This is a genomic window from Paenibacillus sp. FSL P2-0173, assembly GCF_038008045.1.
Classification (GTDB): Bacteria; Bacillota; Bacilli; order Paenibacillales; family Paenibacillaceae; genus Paenibacillus; species Paenibacillus polymyxa_B.
This window is the reverse complement of sequence record NZ_JBBOYK010000002.1, coordinates 109,910-129,293: the sequence shown is the minus strand read 5'-3', so window position 1 is coordinate 129,293 and position 19,384 is coordinate 109,910. Positions and strand designations below refer to the sequence as shown.

Sequence of the window (19,384 nt, the reverse complement as noted above, 5' to 3'; positions counted from 1 at the left end):
ATACTTAGCCATTAAAACGGAAATAACAGGAGGTACAACTTTGTTCAGCAATAAAGAAGCATTTAAGCAGGCTTTTCGAGAGCAACTGGTCGGAAGGCTGGGCAAACCGATGCAGGAGGCTCAGTCGGAAGATGTATATAAGGTTTTGGGTGGCATGATTCGTGAACAAGTTGGAAAGAATTGGGCAGAAACGAACCAAGCCTACAAAGAAGGACAAGAGAAGCAGATTTATTATTTTTCACTGGAGTTTTTGATAGGTCGTCTATTGGGCAGTAATCTGTTGAATTTGGGCGTACTGGATATGGTTCGGCAGGCATTGGGTGAACTGGGCTGGGATCTGGAGGAAATTGAAGAACAGGAGGCGGACGCGGGGCTAGGCAATGGTGGCCTCGGCCGTCTGGCGGCTTGCTTCATGGACTCGCTGGCATCCCTTGGCTATGCAGGACATGGTTGCGGTATCCGATATAAATATGGTCTGTTTGAACAGCGTATTGTGGACGGCAATCAGGTTGAACTGCCGGATTACTGGCTACAGAAAGGGAATGTCTGGGAGGAACGCCGTCCTGACAAAAAGGTCGAGGTTCATTTTTGGGGAAGAGTGGAAACCCGTGAACAGGAGGGACGTCTTGTATTCGAGACACAGGATGCCGAAACGGTCTGGGCTGTCCCTTACGATATTCCGCTGGTGGGCTATGGTCATGCGCAGGTGAATACGCTGCGGATTTGGAGTGCGGAATCAGCGCTTGATCCCGTTCGAGGACCGATTCGAGGCGAGGGCGGTTATTACCGCTTTCTCGACTACAATCGATCGGTGGAATCCATCTCGGCATTTCTATATCCGGATGACTCCAATTATGAGGGGAAGCTGCTTCGCTTGAAGCAGCAGTATTTCCTGTGCTCGGCCGGATTGCAAAGTATTTTGCGTACGTTCGAGAAGCTTCGTTTACCTTATAGCCAGTTGCCCGATAAAATAGCACTGCACATTAACGATACACATCCGACGCTGGTTATACCGGAACTGATGCGTATTCTGATAGACGTGAAGGGCTTGGGCTGGGACGATGCATGGGATATTACGACGCGAACCGTTTCTTATACGAATCATACGATATTAAGTGAGGCGCTGGAACAATGGCCTGTCAATATGGTACGGGAGCTGCTACCTCGTATTTCCTTGATCATTGAAGAAATTAACAAACGTTATTGCGCTATGCTACTGGAGCGTTACCCAGGCCAGGACATCAAAATTGGTGAAATGGCGATTATTCATGGTGAACAAATCCGTATGGCTCACTTGGCAATCGTTGGCAGCTACAGCGTTAATGGGGTGGCTGCGCTGCATACGCAAATATTAAAGGAACGAGAGATGAAGTCGTTTCACGAGCTGTACCCTGACCGTTTTAATAATAAAACAAACGGGATTGCCCATCGCCGCTGGCTGATGCACGCCAACCCGGAGCTGGCAAGCTTGTACGATGAGACCATCGGCACACGTTGGAGGACCCGTCCAAGGGAGCTCATCGACCTGCTTCGTTACAGTGGGGACGAGTCGTTCAAAGAACGGATACAGGCGATTAAGCGAAATAATAAAGTCAGGCTCGCTGAGCATGTTTTTGCAAAACAGGGTGTGCGACTGGATACGTCCTCCATTTTTGACGTACAGGTCAAACGGTTGCATGGTTATAAGCGACAGCTGCTCAACATTTTGCATGTGATGCATCTCTACAGCCAGCTTAAAAGTAATCCTGGCCTGGATGTGACGCCACGCACGTTTATTTTTGGAGCCAAAGCCGCTCCCGGTTATTTTCTCGCCAAACAGACAATCAAGCTCATTAACAACGTGGCGGACACGATCAATCGGGATGTAGATGTCAAGGACAAGCTGAAAGTCGTTTTCCTTGAAAATTATTCTGTCTCGCTAGCGGAGCTGATTATTCCTGCGGCGGATGTCAGTGAGCAGATTTCCACGGCAGGCAAGGAAGCCTCTGGCACAGGGAATATGAAATTTATGATGAACGGTGCGCTCACAATAGGTACATTGGACGGAGCCAATGTTGAAATGCATGAAATGGTAGGGGATGCCAACATGTTCATTTTTGGATTGAAGGTGGATCAGATCGAGGCATATTACCGGGACGGCCAGTATTCGGCGCGCAAAACAGCCAATAGCGACGAAAGACTGCGTGAAGTGTTGGATCAACTCGTGAACGATGCTCCTTTTACGCGGCATGAACGGGAATTTGAGGCCATTTATCAATCCCTGATTGATCATAATGATGAATACTTTGTGCTCAAGGACTTCGCAGCCTATGTGGATACACAGGTTCATATTGAACAAGTGTATCGGAATCCCTCGGAGTGGACTCGGCGTGCTATTGTCAATATGGCGAACTCTGGTAAATTTTCTAGTGATTGTACGATTCAGCAATACGCGGCTGAGATTTGGGACATTGTGCCTCTCCAAAACGATGTCAACAAGCGAATTCTGTCCTAAAACGGCGAAACAGGCGGAATAACATTGCTTTTCGAACGCTGAGGGTTATAATGACAGTATAGACATAAGTAAGGATGGGAACTGTATATACTCATTCCTGAACTTGAATTGTACTGTTGAAGGAGTCCTCCTATTGATAAAGCTCAATCCGAAAAGGCTCAAACCTCATAAATCGAAGAAGAAATATAATATGTTTCAAAATATATGGCGTGCGATTCGGCTGAATTTCATCAAGCTATTGCGCGCCCCTGGTGGAGTTAAAAAGATCTCTTTGGGCTTCGCCATTGGCTTTGCGCTGGAGATGATTGTGATTTCCACGGCTTCTCTGGTATACCTTGTTTTTTATCCGATTGTTCGTCTGTCCGGCGGCTCGTTGCCTGCGGCCATTGTGGGTAACGTTGTAGGTAAGCTAACCTTTTTGCCAATTGTACTGATGCCATTCGCCAAGCAAGTGGGGGCTTGGATTTATCCATCCCATTATCCGGTACATGTCAGGGGCGGACGACTTCACGAGCATTCTTTTATGGAGCTGTTTCACGGCAACTGGTCTGTATTCAAAGACTTGCTGCACGGAGGCTTGCACATCCTGATCGGCATGTCGATTTTCGGTGTGGTGCTGGGTATTATCTCGTATTTTGTCATTCAGGTTCTGTATAATCGTTCGCTGCACAAACGGTTGGAAAAGCGGAAGTTGCGTCATGGTGCAGCATTTTCGGCGGCCAGACTGCTGAAGAATGGATAACGATGCATAAGAAAGAAGCTCTTCGAGCCTATTTATTAGGTCCGAAGGGCTTCTTTGAGTTGGGGCAAGCAACTTTTATTTTTGTATTACGTCTAAGGAATATATGTATCCATTCTTTTAAGTCTCTTTTGAGGCATCAGGAGGAATTGCCCCATGAAAAAATGGAATTCTATCACTGCAACAGTTGCGGCAATATCCATGCTTTTGGGAACGGCTCCAGTTGCATGGGCACAGCAGCCCTCCACTGCTATAGCTCAAAACGCACAAACTTCTGTTAACTTGGACCCAACCGCCACTAGGCGTTTAACAGATGTGCTGAACACATTAGCGGGGAAACAAACGATAGAGTTTACAAGCGCTGATACTGCTTTTGACTCATGGACGGTAAACGGTACTTTGAGCGGGACAGCTAATGCTGATTTCATCCAAAATTACGATTCCAAAAAGGGAATCGTGCAATCCACCAGCATTATTTATGATGCGGCTGATCTCAACAAAGTTATGGACAATAATCTACGCAGTAGGGTTGCATCGTTCCTGAAAACATTTGATTCTGATGGAGTGTTTAAAATGGATGCTGTCTGGCGTGCATATTCCCCGAATGACGAAGGAGAACTCAAAAATTATTGGGTGCTATGGGGGCATGACCAGAGTCTCTACATTGACCTTGGTCAAGGAAATAAAATAACGGCCAGCATAATGTATTCGCTCAAGGACGTTAAAGCTTCACTGACCAACAAAGCGAATCGTTCGCTCAAAACACTTGGTATTCCTTCGAGCAATCCGTTTGAATATGTGTTTCGTCAGCATGAAGGCAATGATACCGTTTGGAATTTCCGGGACGATAATGATTTAAACAACGTGCTGATTGGCATGAAAACCGGTAAAGTGTGGGCCGTAAAAAACGAGCTTGGCATGGATTGGACGGGGGAAAAGGATTTTGTCAAAGCATTCGCTAAGCCAAAGCTCAGCCAAACTCAGCCAAACTCAGGCTCTTTCAGCCGCGAAGTCGAAAGTGCAATCTCTTTTTGGAATTAACCTAAAAGGATATACCGTAAAAATTAAGGATAACGAGTATACGTTCTCCCAAAAAGGCGCAGTTACTGTGGTGGGAAAAATCAATAAAAAAGGAGCATTTTATTCCCTAGAGGCTATGCCCGCGAATGGAGTTCGAAATTAAGCAGAATGATTTTATTGAAAAGCGTATGATCTCTATAAGAGGCATACGCTTTTGACATATTTTGTAACAGGATTGGCTTCATTCGCTCGAATCGTTTACAATACGTGTGCATACAACAATGGACGACAGGTTAATGTACATACAAGGAGTGATGAAGTTGCGGAAGATATGGCAAATCTACTTAACAGACTGGAGAAATGTATTCAAAGTATCAACCGGGACTTTATTAGTCATTGGCATTATTCTTTTGCCTTCTGTCTATGCATGGGTGAATTTGAAAGCGATGTGGGATCCGTATGCGAATACATCTGGGATTAAAATTGCAGTAACCAGCCAAGATCAGGGTGCAGAAGTGAATGGTAAAAAGATTAATATCGGCGATGAGGTTTTGCATAACCTTCAAAATAACAAGAAGCTGGGTTGGACTTTTGTCAATGAAGCGGAAGCACGAAAAGGTGTGTTGAATGGTGATTATTATGCCAGCCTGCTGATCCCGAAAGATTTTTCAGAGAAAATTACGAGTGTGCTGACGGAAAATCCGCAAAAGCCGGAAATTGATTACGCCGTAAATGAAAAAATTAATGCAGTAGCTCCGAAAATTACATCTTCGGGGGCAACCTCTCTAACGAACCAGATTAGCCAAAACTTTATTGAAACTGCCAGCCAGGCGGTATTGACGAAGTTGAAGGAAGCCGGAGTCAAGCTGGAGGAGGAGCTCCCGACGATTCGTAACATTGAGAACCGGGTGTTGGAACTTAATAATCGATTACCAGATATCGATAGGTTGGGCAAACAGGCATTGGAGCTGGAGCAAAATCTGCCCAAAATTAAGGCACAGGGACAAAAGATCATTGCATTGAAGGAGAAAATTCCTGAAATTAACCGTGCCGGTGACCTGGTGCTCAAAATTGACAAAAACATGCCTGAGCTGGACAAGGTAGCCGCTGTTATTTTGGATATCCAAAAAAGACTACCTGATATTCAAAAGGCCGGTGATCGAATTGTTGAACTAGATCAAAATTTCAGCAAGGTAGAAAGCGCACTGGCCACCGCCCTAGAGGACACGCAAACGGCTCTTAAAGTCATTAATGCTGCCCAGAAAGCACTGCCGGAAGTACAGAAAATAGCGGACACAGGCAAGGATTTTACAACCGGTTTACTCGAATTTCTGGACAAAAACGAGGGTGCGCTTGATTCGATTGGTACAGTAGTTAAAGAAGACTTACAACTGGTACAACAAATCGCGAATGAAGTTTCTCAGATTACAGACATTGTTCGTGGTGTGGATTTTGATCCTAAAGCAGCACAAGCTGCGGTGAATCGTGTCAGCGGTAGGCTGACAACTGCCGTGGGAGTGTTGGATCATATTTCTCAATTGTTGAACCGTGTGAACGGATACTTGCCAAGTCAACCTCTGGATTCACTTATTTCCCGTGTGAGCGGGGTAGAGGATCGTTTCCGTCGTCTGAATAGCACAGTAACTAGCATCGGGGATGCCATTCAGCGCGGCGAAAAGCCTGCGCAAAATCTGCTGGATGACACTGATCGCCTTGCAGGAGAAATCAGTAGCGGAATTGACAGCATTTTGGGCAATTATGATACGGAGTATGCACCCGCCATCCAAAAGGCGCTGGATCAGATCAAATCCGTTGCCCGCAATTCTGCCAATGTGCTGACTACAGCTCAAGAGCAGCTACCGAATATTGAAAAGCTATTAAATGACGCACAGGCTGCAGCAGAATTCGGTCAGCAAGAGCTAACACGTCTCCAGCAGGATCTGCCACAATACCGTCAAAAACTGCATGAAGCGGCGACGACGATTCAGGGGCGCATGGGCGAGTTTACGAATGCTGTGAACAAAGCGGCAGACTTTGTAAATAACGATTTGCCAGCGGTTAAAAGTAAAATTCATCAGGCCGCAGATTTTGTGCGTAATGATTTGCCTAAAGCGGAACAGCAGTTTGTCAAAATGGCTGACTTAATAGAAAATAAATTTCCTGATGCAGAAAAAGCGGTACACCAAGTAGCCAATTTTGTAAGGACCGATCTTCCAGCTGCCGAGGATTCCATACGTCAGGCTGCAGACACAATTCGCAAGCTTAAGGGCGAAAATGCACTCGGACGCGCTATTGCATTGCTCAAGGGGGATGTGAAAAAGGAAAGTGATTTTCTCGGCAGTCCGGTATCGTTGAAGCAGGAGCGGATATACCCAATTCCCAACTATGGTTCTGCGATGTCACCTTTTTACACTACATTGTCGATTTGGGTAGGTGCGATGCTACTGGTCTCGATGTTTAGGGTAGATGTGGATGACCCGGAAGGACAATTTAAAAGCTACCAAGTGTATTTCGGACGGCTTATGACATTCTCCACGATTGGCATTTTTCAAGCGCTGAGCGTATCTCTCGGTGACTTGTTCCTGCTCGGGGCGTATGTGGATGCCAAAGTAGCTTTTGTACTATCGTCTATGCTGATCAGTCTGGTGTTTACGGCGATGACCTATACACTAGTTTCTGTGTTCGGCAATATCGGCAAGGGACTGGCAGTCATCCTGCTGGTGCTTCAATTCTCCAGTTCAGGAGGGACATTCCCGATTGCGACGAGTACACCGTTTTTTCAGGCGCTGAATCCGTTCGTACCATTCACCTATGCGGTTAGTCTGTTACGAGAGACAGTAGGAGGGATGTTGCCTTCAACGGTGATACGAGATGTGGTGATGCTGTTTGTATTTATCGGTGTTTGCTTCCTGTTTGGATTGGTGTTTAAGAAGCCGCTCAGCAAGCATACGAAAAAAATGGCCGAGCGAGCAAAAGAAACGAAATTGATTCCTTGATTGTAAAAAAAGAATGAGTTACGGTGGCTGAAGTGAGCCGCTCCGCGAAGGATTTGATCTTACGATCGCTGTTGCCACGGGATTCTTTGGATTGGATTAGGACATGACAAGGTAAGAATCCCATGGCAAAGGCGAACGCTTCGCTTCTCCAGATTCAAATTCTCCGCTCCGCTGCAACCGCCGTAAAGTCACTATTTTTTCATATGGAGTAGGTAGTATGGTAGGAGATGCCTCGTGCTTGCTGCTTCGGCGGTGCGTGGGGCTTTTTTGCATGCGCTATCCAACCTTAAATTGCATTTGGGGTTGTTTCAATGTGGTTTTTTCTGGTGAATAAACGGAGTATGGTCTTTTTTGGCATGTAATTTCGCGGAATTTTTAAAATCCTTAGGCAAAGGCGGGAAGCAGTATGGAGTATTCATACTTAGGAAAGTCAGGCTTGAAGGTTAGTCGGTTATGTCTGGGGACGATGAATTTCGGACCGGAAACCGAAGAAAAGGATGCGTTTAAAATTATGGATGCCGCACTGGATGCGGGCATTAACTTTTTTGATACGGCTAATGTATATGGCCATGATCGTAAAGGTTGGACAGAGGAAATTATCGGACGTTGGTTCCAGCAGGGCGGCGGAAGACGCGAGAAGGTCGTGTTGGCAACGAAGGTATACGGAGACATGAAAAATGAACATGACGGACCCAATGCAGGATCAGGCTTGTCTGCTTACAAAATTCGCCGTCATTTGGATGCGTCGCTGAAACGTCTTCAAACCGACCATGTAGAGCTATATCAAATGCATCACATTGACCGAAATGTGTCATGGGATGAACTGTGGGGCGTATTTGAGTCCGTGGTGGATCGGGGACAAGTTGATTATATCGGTTCCAGTAATTTTGCAGGCTGGCATATTGCGGTGGCGCAGGCAGAAGCGAAGGCACGGCGTTTTCTGGGGCTTGTATCCGAGCAGCATTTGTACAACCTGAACGAACGTTCCGCCGAGCTTGAAGTATTACCAGCAGCTCAAGAGCTGGGTCTGGGTGTGATCCCATGGAGCCCGCTGGCGGGCGGACTGTTGGGACGGAATGCGTTAGCAGGTACTGGTTCTCGCAGCGCACGCGCCAAAGAAAAGGTGGAGCAGAATCGTGCGAAGCTGGAGCAATTTGCAGCATTGTCCCGCGAGCTGGGTGAAAAGGAAGACGTGATTGCACTGGCTTGGGTACTGTCCCATCCGGCCGTAACGGCTCCAATTATCGGACCACGGACCTTAGAACAGTTAGAGGATGCTCTACGGGTACCTGAGGTCAAATTGGGCGAAGATGTGCTTGCCAAGCTGAATGAGATTTTCCCCGGTCCGGGAAAACCTGCGCCAGAAGCCTACGCTTGGTAATAATACTTCGTACTCGTAATAAAACATCATTCTTTGTGAGAAATAATCGGCAAAAAGCAGCAGATCAGGAGCTTCCTCTTTGATCTGCTGCTTTTTTTCTGGTGCCTGATCCACACTTGAACGACCGTGACAAGAATAAATATGCGCTAAATGGGATCTATCTTTTTAGATATGATTTGCTGATTGGTTTTCTTATGATGTGTTGCATAACTGTGCAGAATCATGCCGAGGATGACGATGAACATACCCATCCATGATAAAAGAGACGGCATGGGGATAGACAAAAAGATTAATTCTCCCATAAATGCAAAAAGAACTTCCAGAGATTGTGTTGCTTCTACGGTCGCCAGCTTTTGCATATTTCCACGAACCTGATCTGTAGCTTTAAAAAATAAAACCGTAGCGATCACCCCTGAAAACACAGCCACCAAAGCAGACTGTATCGTCTGATCCTTACTTGGCATTCCCGCGCTGAAAACTCCATATAACGAAAGCAATAACCAGAAGGGTAAGCTGGCTAATGTCATCCCGAGCACACGCTGATAGGCATCCAATCGTCCTGCACAGACTTCCATCATTTTACGATTACCTAATGGATAGGCGATTGAGGCGAGTATGACAGGTAGAATACCGAATAAAAAATCTTGGGTAGAAATGGATTGTGACTGTTCGACTTGCATAACAATAATGCCGATTAAAATAACGAGAGACATCAACAGTCCCTGGAGGGGGATTTTTCCTCGTATTTTGACAGGGCCGTTCTCCGTCTGGACAACCTCAGCAAATAAAGGGACAAGCAAAGAACCAGAAATGATGGTAATTTGCCAGGTTCCCGCGATCAACCACCCTGGTGAATAAGCCGATGCGAAGCATAACGGAGCATAAAATAAGCCAAATCCGATGAAGCTCCACCACAACCACGTTCCTGGTTGTTCCTTCATGACTTTCCAAAGAGGCTTAAGCTTTTGTTGGGTCATCACAATGACGACTAGAATAGGAACCATAAACAGATATCGCAATGAAGCACTCCAGATCCAGCTCCCGCCGGACAGCTCCATAGACCGGTTCAGAACAAATGTAAAAGCAAAAAAGAAAGCCGCCAACACACCTAACCAGATTGAGCGCATAGCATTCACCTAATTCTTTAAGTATCGTTATTTCTCATATTAATAACTTTAGATCATTCAATTCAAGAGTTTCTTACAGTTGACAAGGTAAGAGGGATGCTGTATATTACTGAAAGTTAATGTTAATAGTAATTATTACGATTTAAAAAAGAATGAAAATGAAAAGCCAATATTCAAGGGAGCGTAACAGCGATGAATAAGAAAGCAATATCGGTAACAGTGTTGAGCGGATATTTGGGTGCAGGAAAAACAACGATTTTGAATCATGTATTAAACAATCGGGACGGAATGAAAGTGGCAGTCATCGTCAATGACATGAGTGAAGTGAATATAGATGCTGAGCTGGTTAAAAAAGAGGGCGGCTTGTCCAGAACAGAAGAAAAACTGGTCGAGTTGTCAAATGGTTGTATTTGCTGCACATTGCGTGAAGATTTATTGCTGGAGGTCAAGAAGCTGACGGAACAAGGCGATTTTGATTATATTTTAATCGAATCTACAGGCATCAGTGAACCCGTGCCAATCGCTCAAACTTTTACATACGTTGATGAAGGAACGGGCATTGATTTGGCTTCGCTGGCAAAACTGGATTGCATGGTGACCGTAGTTGATGCGAATCGTTTCTGGCATGATTTTGAATCGGGAGAAACGCTACTGGATCGCAGTCAGGCTACTGGTGAAGACGACACGCGCGATATCTCGGACTTGCTGATTGACCAGATTGAAACCTGTGATGTATTGATTCTGAATAAGTGCGATCTGGTTCAGCCTGCGGAGCTGGACAAGCTGGAGGGTGTGCTGCGGAGATTACAGCCTGAAGCCCGAATCATTCGTACTTCCAAGGGAAAGGTCGCTCCTTCGGACATTTTGAATACAGGGCTATTCAATTTTGACAAGGCTAGTCAATCCGCTGGATGGATTCGTGAGCTGGAGCTTGAAAGCCATACACCAGAAACGGACGAATATGGGATCAATTCCTTTGTATATCGCCGTAGAAGACCATTTCATCCTGCGAGATTGGCTGAATTTATGAACTACTGGCCGGAGGAGGTCGTTCGCGCCAAAGGTTTGGCCTGGATTGCAACCCCGCAGGATTGGGCAGCGAGTATTAGCCAAGCTGGACCATCTATTCAATTTGGCCCTGCGGGAAGCTGGCTTGCTGCGTTATCTGAAGAAGAACGGCAGGAGATCGTCGCAGCCGACCCTGAGGCTCTGGACCATTGGGATGAACAATGGGGCGACCGTATGAACGAAATCGTCATGATAGGTATCGAAATGAATCGATCGGACTTGGAAGAAGAGCTAGATGAATGTCTACTGAACGATAACGAAATGGATATGGACTGGTCCAGTTTTGAGAATCCGCTTCCTTGGCCGACATGCTGAAGCTAGTTGATCCATTCAGTAATAAAGTCCATACATTTTTTAGCTGCTGGAGAAACATTTTTTAAGGAAGCGGTAGCGATACCGATAGTACGGGAATGCCTTTCGTCCAAAGGTCGAATAGAGATGTCGTAAGGAATGTGAGACAGGATCATTTCAGGAAGAATACTCACGCCTAGGCCATTCTGCACCATAGCCATAATCGCATGGTCATCTTCTAATTCATATTTGATTTTAGGTGACATATTATGCTGTGAAAAAATATTTCTTACATCGGTGTCACAGCCTGCAACAGGCATAATGAAAGGCTCATCTCTGAGCTGTTCTACTCGAATTGAGGCTTGCTTTCCAAGAATATGATCGGAAGGAAGTAGACAAAGCATGCTTTCTTCTTTTAATGGCAACGCCTCTAATGTGTCTAACGTGGGTAGGTTCACAAAGCCGAAATCAGCTTCCCCACTGACTATCCAGCTCTCAATTTCATGGTAGTTCCCATCGAGCAGTTTTACTTCAATAAGAGGAAACTGCTCATTGAATTTTTTTAGAATACGGGGCAGCCAATGAATAGAGACGCTTGAAAATGTGCCGATCTTTACGGTTCCGATTTCCAATCCTTTAATTAAAGCTACCTCTTGGTAGAGCTTTTCGTCCATTTGTACAATCTCTCTAAATCGCTTCATTAATCTTTCCCCGTTATTGGTCAATCTGATGCCTGAACGACCTCGGATCAGAAGAGTCAGCCCTAGTTCATGTTCCAATCCAGAGATCGCATGGCTGATTGCTGATTGTGTAAGATTTAAAACTTCCCCGGCCTTTGTGAAACTTCCCATTTCAACTACGCAAAGAAAAATCTTATATTTAAACAAATTCGTGTTCACTCCTATTTTTATGAAATATATTCATGCATCATATCAGATATATTCATTTTTTTTATTTAATATTTATGATTATAATCAAATTAAAGAAAGGTTATTTAATTTTGTTTTAGGAGGGTCATATGAATTCAATTGCTAAAACTCCTCGTCCGCCCTATTATGCGGCTATCTTTACTTCTGAACGTACGGAAGGAGATGGTGGGTACGGAGTGATGGGAGACAAAATGGTAGAACTGGCTGCCCAACAGCCTGGTTTTCTAGGTGTGGAAAGTGTTCGTGACCACAATGGAGTAGGCATTACAGTTTCCTATTGGGAGTCTCTGGACGCTATAAAAAATTGGAAACATAACGAGCTGCACAAGGTAGCGCAGGAAAAAGGGAAATCCGAGTGGTATAAAACATTTGGGTTAAGAGTGAGCAAGGTAGAACGAGATTATTTTTTTACAGTGTAAATAGGTTCAATATCAAAGTTAGTGCTTAGCATGAAGCCAAATCTGGAAATAAAGGTTTAATTCCATTATTCCATTAAAAGGATATCCATGAGTTGAAGCCAAAGAGGTCCCATATGGGACTTCTTTGGCTTCTCTGTCAGAAAGGCATCGTCGACCATTTTGGGAAACGTAAACGGTTCTATTCATATTCAGTTCATAAACGTGGGTTATCCTCTCTATAGAAACCGTACAGGGAGGATATGAATGTGGATTATACAGACAGAAAAGAGACCTTGGCCATTGAAGCAAGGGGACTCGTAAAAGCTTTTGGTGACAAGCAGGCGGTTGACGGTGTCGACCTGAACGTGCGTGCTGGCACGATCTACGGAGTGCTTGGTCCTAATGGAGCAGGCAAAACGACTACCATCCGAATGCTGTCAACGTTATTGCGGCCCGATGGGGGATCAGCCCGTATCTTCGGGCACGATGCAGTAAAGGAGCCGCAGGTTGTGCGTCAGTTGATCGGGGTGACAGGTCAGTACGCATCGGTCGATGAGTCGCTTAGCGCTACCGAGAACCTGATCATCTTCTCCAGACTGCTTGGACTGGGACGTGCCGAGGCGCGTCATAAGGCAGCGGAGCTGCTGGAGGAATTTGGCTTGGCCGAAGCGGCCAAACGACCGCTAAAGCATTTCTCCGGAGGTATGCGCCGTCGGCTGGATTTGGCCGCAAGTCTCATTGCCAAGCCGCCGCTGATTTTCCTGGATGAGCCGACTACCGGACTAGACCCGCGCACGCGTGTCCAGATGTGGGACACGATCCGGAGTTTGGTCAAGACCGGTTCCACCGTACTGCTCACAACCCAGTACCTCGACGAGGCGGATCAACTTGCTGATCGAATCGCGGTGATCGATCATGGCCGGGTAGTCGCTGAGGGTACGGTGGATGAACTGAAAGCGGCAGTGGGGGCGTCGACTCTGCAACTCAAAGTGCAAAATCAACAGGACATCGAGAGAGCTGTTCAGATCGTTGAACAGGTGCTTTCAGTTAAGTCCAGCGTGTCAGTGGAAGCTGGAAAGATTATCTCTCCGATGGCCAACGCAGATCGGGTAACGGACCTGCTGATCGCCCTCCGTACCGGAGAGATTCGTCTAGCAGAGATGAGTGTGCAGAAGCCGACCCTCGACGAGGTGTTTTTGTCCATCACTGGTCATGGGGCACAAGTAAACAGACAGCAGACGTCCCAAGGAGCGCATGCTGTGGAGGGGGCGAGAGCATGAAGAGTACTACTGTTATGACAGGTTCTGATCGCACATTGAAGAAGTCTGTGAGTTTCAGGCAGGCGTTTTTCAATTCCATGACGATGGCCTACCGGGGCATTCTGAAGATCCGGCATACTCCCGAGCAATTGTTTGATGTCACGCTCCAGCCAATCATTTTCACCCTTATGTTTACCTATATCTTTGGTGGCGCCATCTCAGGAGACGTGCAGCATTATTTGCCGGTTATTATTCCAGGCATCCTCGTGCAGACGGTGATCTCGACCTCCGTCGTTACCGGCGTCCAACTACGTGAGGATATGGACAAAGGAGTGTTCGACAGGTTCAAGTCACTCCCAATCGCACGCATTGCGCCTTTGGCTGGAGCTCTGCTGGCTGACAGTATCCGGTATACTATTGCGACTGTACTTACCTTCGCCATGGGGTATATTTTGGGGTATCGGCCAGAGGGAGGACTGCTGAGTGTCGCTATCGCCGCGCTTTTGGTCATCGTGTGTTCCTGGGCAGTCAGCTGGATTTTCGCCTTCTTTGGCGTGATTGCCCGCACTGCTTCCAGTGTACAGGGCATCTCCATGATTGTTCTGTTTCCGCTCACTTTTGTTTCCAATGCATTTGTGCCTGTGGACACCATGCCTGGTTGGCTACAGTGGTTTGTAAACGTCAACCCGATTTCACATCTTGTGAACGCAGTCAGGGAGCTTGCGAATACGGGAACGATTGGCGAGGAACTGGCGATCTCACTGCTTGGCGCTACAGTCATTGTGGCGATCTTCGCGCCGCTTACGGTGCGTGCTTATATGCGTAAAGCATAAGATGGCGGTCTTCTTGACGAGGACGAGAGATTTAAGGCAGAGTTAGTTAGGGGGGATTGAAATGACGTGTGTATTAGTCGTTGATGATGATCCGCATATTCGTGAACTGGTCGGACACTTTTTGAGAATGGAAGGTCTGGAGGTAGTCGAGGCGGTGGATGGTTTGGACGCGATGCGCATTTTTGATCAAAACAAGGTCGATTTGCTTGTTCTTGATATCATGATGCCGGGAATGGATGGTTGGGAGCTGTGCCGTAAGCTGCGAGAGCAGACCGACCTGCCGCTGCTTATGCTTACAGCCAAAGGCGAGACGTCACAGATCGTGAAAGGCTTCGCGCTCGGAACGGACGACTATCTTGTCAAACCATTCGACCCCATGGTGCTTGTCGCACGCGTGAAGGCTTTATTAAAACGTTATCGTATCATGGCTTCAAAATCAGTGACTGTCGGAGATCTTGTCCTGCGCAGCGATACATTTGAGTGTCGGGCTGGAGAGAAGGAGATTACCCTGCCGCTCAAGGAGTTTGAGTTGCTCTTCAAGCTGGCCAGCTATCCTGGCAAAACCTTTACCCGCGACCAGTTGATCGAACAGATCTGGGGTTATGATTATGAGGGAGACGAAAGAACAGTTGATGTCCATATCAAGCGCCTTCGGGAACGGTTTCCGGAGGCAAGCCACTCTTTCCGGATCAGTACGATCCGGGGATTGGGTTATCGACTGGAGGTAAGGCAATGAAGCGGGAACCGGGATTCCTCCATATCCTTGCGAGACTCATGCTGGTGTTATTGGTGCTGTATCTTAGCTGGACTGCCGCGTACTTTATTACGGCGGCGATCTATTCGCGCATGTCATGGGCTTTTCATGATTTGTTCGTCTTTCTTATTAATGCGACGCTTGGCTTTTTCTTCTTCGGTATTATCAGTATGACGGTAAGACGCTTCATCCAGCCTAGAGAGCAGCACGCTTTTACCGAAATGATCGATGCTTTAAAACGTATTTCGCAAGGAGACTTTCACATTAATCTGGATTGGGACCTCGGCGGGCGGAACGGAAAACATCGGAGGCCGCATCCTTATGTACAGTTGGTGGACAGTATCAATGATATGGCTGCAAATCTGAAGGCTATGGAAAAACTGCGGGAGGAGTTTATTTCGAACGTATCCCATGAAATCGGCTCACCACTGACCTCGATAATCGGATTCGCCAAGGCGCTTAAGGATGAGAATCTGGATCGTGAGCAGCGAGACCGGTATTTGTCGATCATCGAGACGGAGTGTATTCGTCTATCCAAGCTAAGCGATAATCTCATGAAGCTGGCGATTCTGGATTCGGAGCGGCATCCGTTTCGTCCGTCCCTTTATCGGCTGGACAAGCAGCTGATTTCGCTTATTCTCGCCTGCGAACCGCAATGGGAGGCTAAAAAAATCGAGATGACTGTTGAGGTGGATATAGTTGAGGTCAACGCGGACGAGGATCTGATGGGCCAGGTTTGGGTGAATCTTCTTCACAATGCCATTAAATTCACACCACAGGGTGGAAGCATATCTGTTTCTCTTTCAAGTAATGGTGATCAGGCGGTTATCTGCATTGCGGATACGGGACAGGGCATCAACGAACAGGATCAGCAACGCATTTTTGAACGTTTTTATAAAGCAGACCAGTCACGGGCCCGAACTGCAGGAGGCAGTGGTTTGGGACTTTCCATTGCTTATAAAATAACAGAGATGCATACCGGCTCTATCTCTGTATCCAGCAAGGTGGGAGAAGGAACGGTATTTACAGTTATGCTGCCGCTGCGCCAGAAAGTAATGAAAGGCAGCAGCAACTGTGAAATGTACAACGGCACAGTAATTTAAAAAGGAGCATCTTCAAAGCCACAAACGACTGAAGGACGCTCCTTTTTAGTTCCCATACTTATACTCTTATGGCATATGCGTATGTGCTCAGGACTTAGATGTATTTACCGGCTGCATCTCCTGTATAGCTTCTTTCAAGCTTTGTGAGCATTGCTCATATAGCTGTTTTCTTTGTTGCTCACTGGAACCAGATGCGAGTTTTTGCAACTCCGTTGTGCATTGTTCCAGCAAAGTCAGCACGGCTTGATTCGAATCCTGCACCTTGTTTAGCTGTACATTGTCACTATATTGGTCAATGTACAGTTCTCCTTGCGGGTCCACCTGCGCGAAAAACACATCTTTGACCGTTAGACTCTTTTCCTTTAGCTTGGCATCCAGCCATTGTTGAGTGATCCCCATATATGCCATTTGTTGCTCCATAAGTTGTCCATCCATAATGACTGCTGTTGGTTCCTTCTCCGGTAATTGCTGCATATTCAGATCTTTAAGTGTCACAGGCTGCTTGTCTTTGGTTAACAGCACATTGACTTCGCCACTGGTTTCCATAAGAGCAAATTCCACGTCAGATACTTTGAATACATTTTTGCTTCGAAGCTGCTCCATGAGTTCATCCAGGGTGAGCCGTTCTTTTCTCAGATTATCCTCTAAAATTTTGCCGTCTTTGATCAGGATTGTTGTCCTTCCATCTGTTATATCTCTGATTTTCTTGCTTTTAATTTGCAAATATTCAATGCCAAGTGTTGTCAGTACCCATACTGACAAGGCTATGAGGCCTAGATACCAGGTGGATTCACGCTCCATAGGAATGGTAGCAGCCAGGTTACCTATCGTGATTCCTGTTATATATTCGAACAAGGAAAGCTGGGATACCTGACGTTTTCCAAGAATTTTGGTGATTAAAAATAATATAGCGACAGCCATTAATGTGCGTATAGCAACCTCGGCCCAATCCTGCATTTGCTCAACCTCATTTCATTTCGCCACAAGGACGCTACTATTCCAAGGATATCCGCGTCAAGGCACATTTAAACTCCAATTCCCCTAAATTTAAATAACCAAGCTGCCAATAAGCGATGAAATACAATATATAATTAAAATTTTCTATCGATGAATTATCATTGTCTATTGCACAAGCGATTGACGGAAAGGAGGGGGGAGGATACATTATAGATATAATTCTTATTTAATTCATCGGGATTATAAACATTAAGCTCACGGAGGTATGTATATGTCGTCCAAACCTAAAGTTGTATTGTGGAGTAAAACCGGCTGTCATTTTTGTGGAGAGATCAAATCGTACCTGGAATCCCAAAATCAGCCGTATGAAAATATCCAAGTGGACGGAAATGATGCGCTGCGTGACGTGCTGGAGACCAAATATGGTATTCGTTATGTCCCTGTCGTCGAGGTAGGCGGGGATAATAAATATGAAGCACTGCTCAACCCGGATCTGGAAGAGTTGGGTAAAGTGCTGGAAAGTTACAATCAAGTAGTATAGGCCAATAGGAAAAGGATCAGTTACTCCGCTGCCTATACAAAATAAGTAGCGGAGACTGCCCTACAAACCATTAGCAGCCTAGCTGCCCTAAAAAAATGATAGCCGTAGGATAACAATTATGTTCAAGAGAGGTGGAAGAGTTATGGCTAAGAATAGACAAATTAAATTTGGTGCGATTATTCACGGTGTTGGGGGAAGCATGACGACTTGGCGTCACCCTGAAGTACCTGCGGATGCGAGTGTTAACTTTGAATTTTATAAAACGCAGGCGCAAAAGGCAGAGGAAGGAAAGTTTGACCTCGTATTTATCGCAGATGGCCTGTTCATTAACGAAAAATCTATTCCCCACTTTCTGAACCGTTTTGAACCAATTACGATTCTGTCCGCTTTGGCTGGGGTGACGAAGCATATCGGACTGGTCGGCACACTGTCGACTTCCTATAGCGAACCGTTCACGGTAGCACGCCAGTTTTCTTCCATTGATCATATTAGCGGAGGTCGTGCAGGCTGGAATGTGGTAACTTCTCCGCTGGAAGGCTCTGCCCTTAACTTTAGCAAAGGCGAGCACCCGTCGCATCCGCAGCGCTATAAAATTGCAGAGGAATATTTACAGGTTACCAAAGGACTGTGGGACTCGTGGGAAGAGGATGCGTTCGTTCGTGATAAGGAAGCCGGCGTATTCTTTGATCCTGAAAAGCTGCATACATTGAACCATAAAGGTGAGTTTTTCTCTGTGCAGGGTCCACTGAACATTGGACGATCCAAGCAGGGACAGCCGGTTATTTTTCAGGCAGGTTCCTCGGAGGATGGCAAAAACCTGGCCGCCAAGGAAGCGGATGCTGTATTTACAGGACATGAAACGTTAGAGGAAGCGCAGCAGTTTTATCGTGATGTGAAAGAACGTGCGGTACGCTATGGTAGATCCGAAGAGGATATTGTCATTTTGCCGGGCATATCGCCGATTATTGGCAGCACGACGGAGGAAGCGGAACGTAAGTATGAAGAGATCACTAATCTGGTGACGATTGAGGCTGCGTTAAAATATTTGGGACGTTTCTTCGATCATCATGATTTCTCACAATATCCGCTGGATGAGCCATTCCCTGAGCTTGATGGTATTGGCAGCAATGCGTTCCGCAGCGGTACAGATAAAATCAAACGAGTAGCCAAGGAACAAAACTTGACCTTACGCGAGGTTGCGTTGCGTTCAGCTACGCCGAGAACCTCTTTTATCGGAACCGCTGAGCAGGTGGCGGATCGAGTGCAGGAGTGGTTTGAAAGAAAAGGAGCAGACGGATTCATCATTGGTTCTGATGTACCCTCGGGTCTGCATGACTTCGTAAATCTGGTTGTGCCTATTTTGCAGGAACGCGGTATTTACCGTCAGGATTATGAATTTAGCACACTGCGTGAAAACCTGGGCGTGCCTATTCCTGAGAACCGCTATACAGCAGCCAAATCCAAAGTGAAGGTTGACGCATAACAGAAGGAGGA

General features: G+C 46.3%; 16 protein-coding genes. 13 read left to right on the top strand and 3 right to left on the bottom strand.

The features are described 5' to 3' along the window. The first annotated feature begins 40 nt into the window (after positions 1-40). From MKX30_RS10780 to MKX30_RS10760, 5 genes are all read left to right on the top strand, one after another. Entirely contained in the window at positions 41-2,494 is a 2,454-nt protein-coding gene (locus tag MKX30_RS10780) for a glycogen/starch/alpha-glucan phosphorylase (RefSeq protein ID WP_264453855.1), read from the top strand. A 190-nt stretch (positions 2,495-2,684) separates the two neighbouring features. After that, positions 2,685-3,236 carry a DUF2062 domain-containing protein gene (locus MKX30_RS10775; protein WP_279830686.1) on the top strand — a complete coding sequence of 184 codons (552 nt, stop codon included), beginning with the start codon at positions 2,685-2,687 and terminating at the stop codon, positions 3,234-3,236. Between the two features lie 153 nt (positions 3,237-3,389). After that, positions 3,390-4,274: a hypothetical protein gene (locus MKX30_RS10770; RefSeq protein WP_341062827.1), complete on the top strand. Its 885-nt coding sequence runs from the start codon at positions 3,390-3,392 to the stop codon at positions 4,272-4,274. 299 nt (positions 4,275-4,573) lie between these two features. Next, a complete protein-coding gene (locus MKX30_RS10765; RefSeq protein WP_340981365.1) occupies positions 4,574-7,249 on the top strand; it encodes a YhgE/Pip domain-containing protein in 2,676 nt (891 codons plus the stop codon). Between the two features lie 406 nt (positions 7,250-7,655). Then, complete coding sequence (locus tag MKX30_RS10760; RefSeq protein ID WP_341062826.1) at positions 7,656-8,630, top strand: aldo/keto reductase; 975 nt, start codon at positions 7,656-7,658, stop codon at positions 8,628-8,630. 146 nt (positions 8,631-8,776) lie between these two features. Here MKX30_RS10760 and MKX30_RS10755 read toward each other — a convergent pair whose 3' ends face one another. Further along, positions 8,777-9,757, bottom strand: coding sequence for a DMT family transporter (locus tag MKX30_RS10755; protein WP_341062825.1), 981 nt, complete (start codon positions 9,755-9,757; stop codon positions 8,777-8,779). A gap of 192 nt (positions 9,758-9,949) precedes the next feature. On the opposite strand from MKX30_RS10755, the gene MKX30_RS10750 reads away from it, so the two are divergent. Beyond that, complete coding sequence (locus MKX30_RS10750; RefSeq protein ID WP_341062824.1) at positions 9,950-11,140, top strand: GTP-binding protein; 1,191 nt, start codon at positions 9,950-9,952, stop codon at positions 11,138-11,140. 2 nt (positions 11,141-11,142) lie between these two features. On the opposite strand, the gene MKX30_RS10745 is transcribed toward MKX30_RS10750, so the two are convergent. Next, positions 11,143-12,003 (bottom strand): LysR family transcriptional regulator, encoded by an 861-nt coding sequence (locus MKX30_RS10745; RefSeq protein ID WP_341062823.1) that lies wholly within the window; start codon positions 12,001-12,003, stop codon positions 11,143-11,145. A gap of 131 nt (positions 12,004-12,134) precedes the next feature. On the opposite strand from MKX30_RS10745, the gene MKX30_RS10740 reads away from it, so the two are divergent. The 5 genes from MKX30_RS10740 to MKX30_RS10720 all read left to right on the top strand — a co-directional run bounded on the left by MKX30_RS10740 (position 12,135) and on the right by MKX30_RS10720 (position 16,392). Further along, on the top strand, positions 12,135-12,464 hold the full coding sequence (locus tag MKX30_RS10740) for an antibiotic biosynthesis monooxygenase family protein (protein WP_025722950.1): 330 nt from the start codon (positions 12,135-12,137) through the stop codon (positions 12,462-12,464). Positions 12,465-12,703: 239 nt separating this feature from the next. After that, entirely contained in the window at positions 12,704-13,723 is a 1,020-nt protein-coding gene (locus MKX30_RS10735; protein ID WP_023988346.1) for a daunorubicin/doxorubicin resistance ABC transporter ATP-binding protein DrrA, read from the top strand. Further along, positions 13,720-14,535 carry an ABC transporter permease gene (locus tag MKX30_RS10730; protein WP_028542381.1) on the top strand — a complete coding sequence of 272 codons (816 nt, stop codon included), beginning with the start codon at positions 13,720-13,722 and terminating at the stop codon, positions 14,533-14,535. Before MKX30_RS10735 ends, MKX30_RS10730 begins: the two co-directional genes overlap by 4 nt. 61 nt (positions 14,536-14,596) lie before the next feature. Further along, positions 14,597-15,271 (top strand): response regulator transcription factor, encoded by a 675-nt coding sequence (locus tag MKX30_RS10725; RefSeq protein ID WP_068940747.1) that lies wholly within the window; start codon positions 14,597-14,599, stop codon positions 15,269-15,271. Beyond that, the gene (locus MKX30_RS10720; protein WP_076160200.1) at positions 15,268-16,392 is read left to right on the top strand and encodes a sensor histidine kinase; all 1,125 of its coding nucleotides are present in this window, start codon (positions 15,268-15,270) and stop codon (positions 16,390-16,392) included. The genes MKX30_RS10725 and MKX30_RS10720 overlap by 4 nt, the downstream gene beginning before the upstream one ends. A gap of 87 nt (positions 16,393-16,479) precedes the next feature. Here MKX30_RS10720 and MKX30_RS10715 read toward each other — a convergent pair whose 3' ends face one another. After that, a complete protein-coding gene (locus MKX30_RS10715; protein ID WP_028542379.1) occupies positions 16,480-17,349 on the bottom strand; it encodes a DUF421 domain-containing protein in 870 nt (289 codons plus the stop codon). A 271-nt stretch (positions 17,350-17,620) separates the two neighbouring features. Between MKX30_RS10715 and MKX30_RS10710 the strand changes: the two genes are divergently transcribed. Continuing rightward, positions 17,621-17,890, top strand: a complete 270-nt coding sequence (locus MKX30_RS10710; protein ID WP_023988351.1) for a glutaredoxin family protein — start codon at positions 17,621-17,623, stop codon at positions 17,888-17,890. Positions 17,891-18,032: 142 nt separating this feature from the next. Continuing rightward, positions 18,033-19,373, top strand: coding sequence for an LLM class flavin-dependent oxidoreductase (locus MKX30_RS10705; protein ID WP_023988352.1), 1,341 nt, complete (start codon positions 18,033-18,035; stop codon positions 19,371-19,373). Positions 19,374-19,384: the final 11 nt, after the last annotated feature.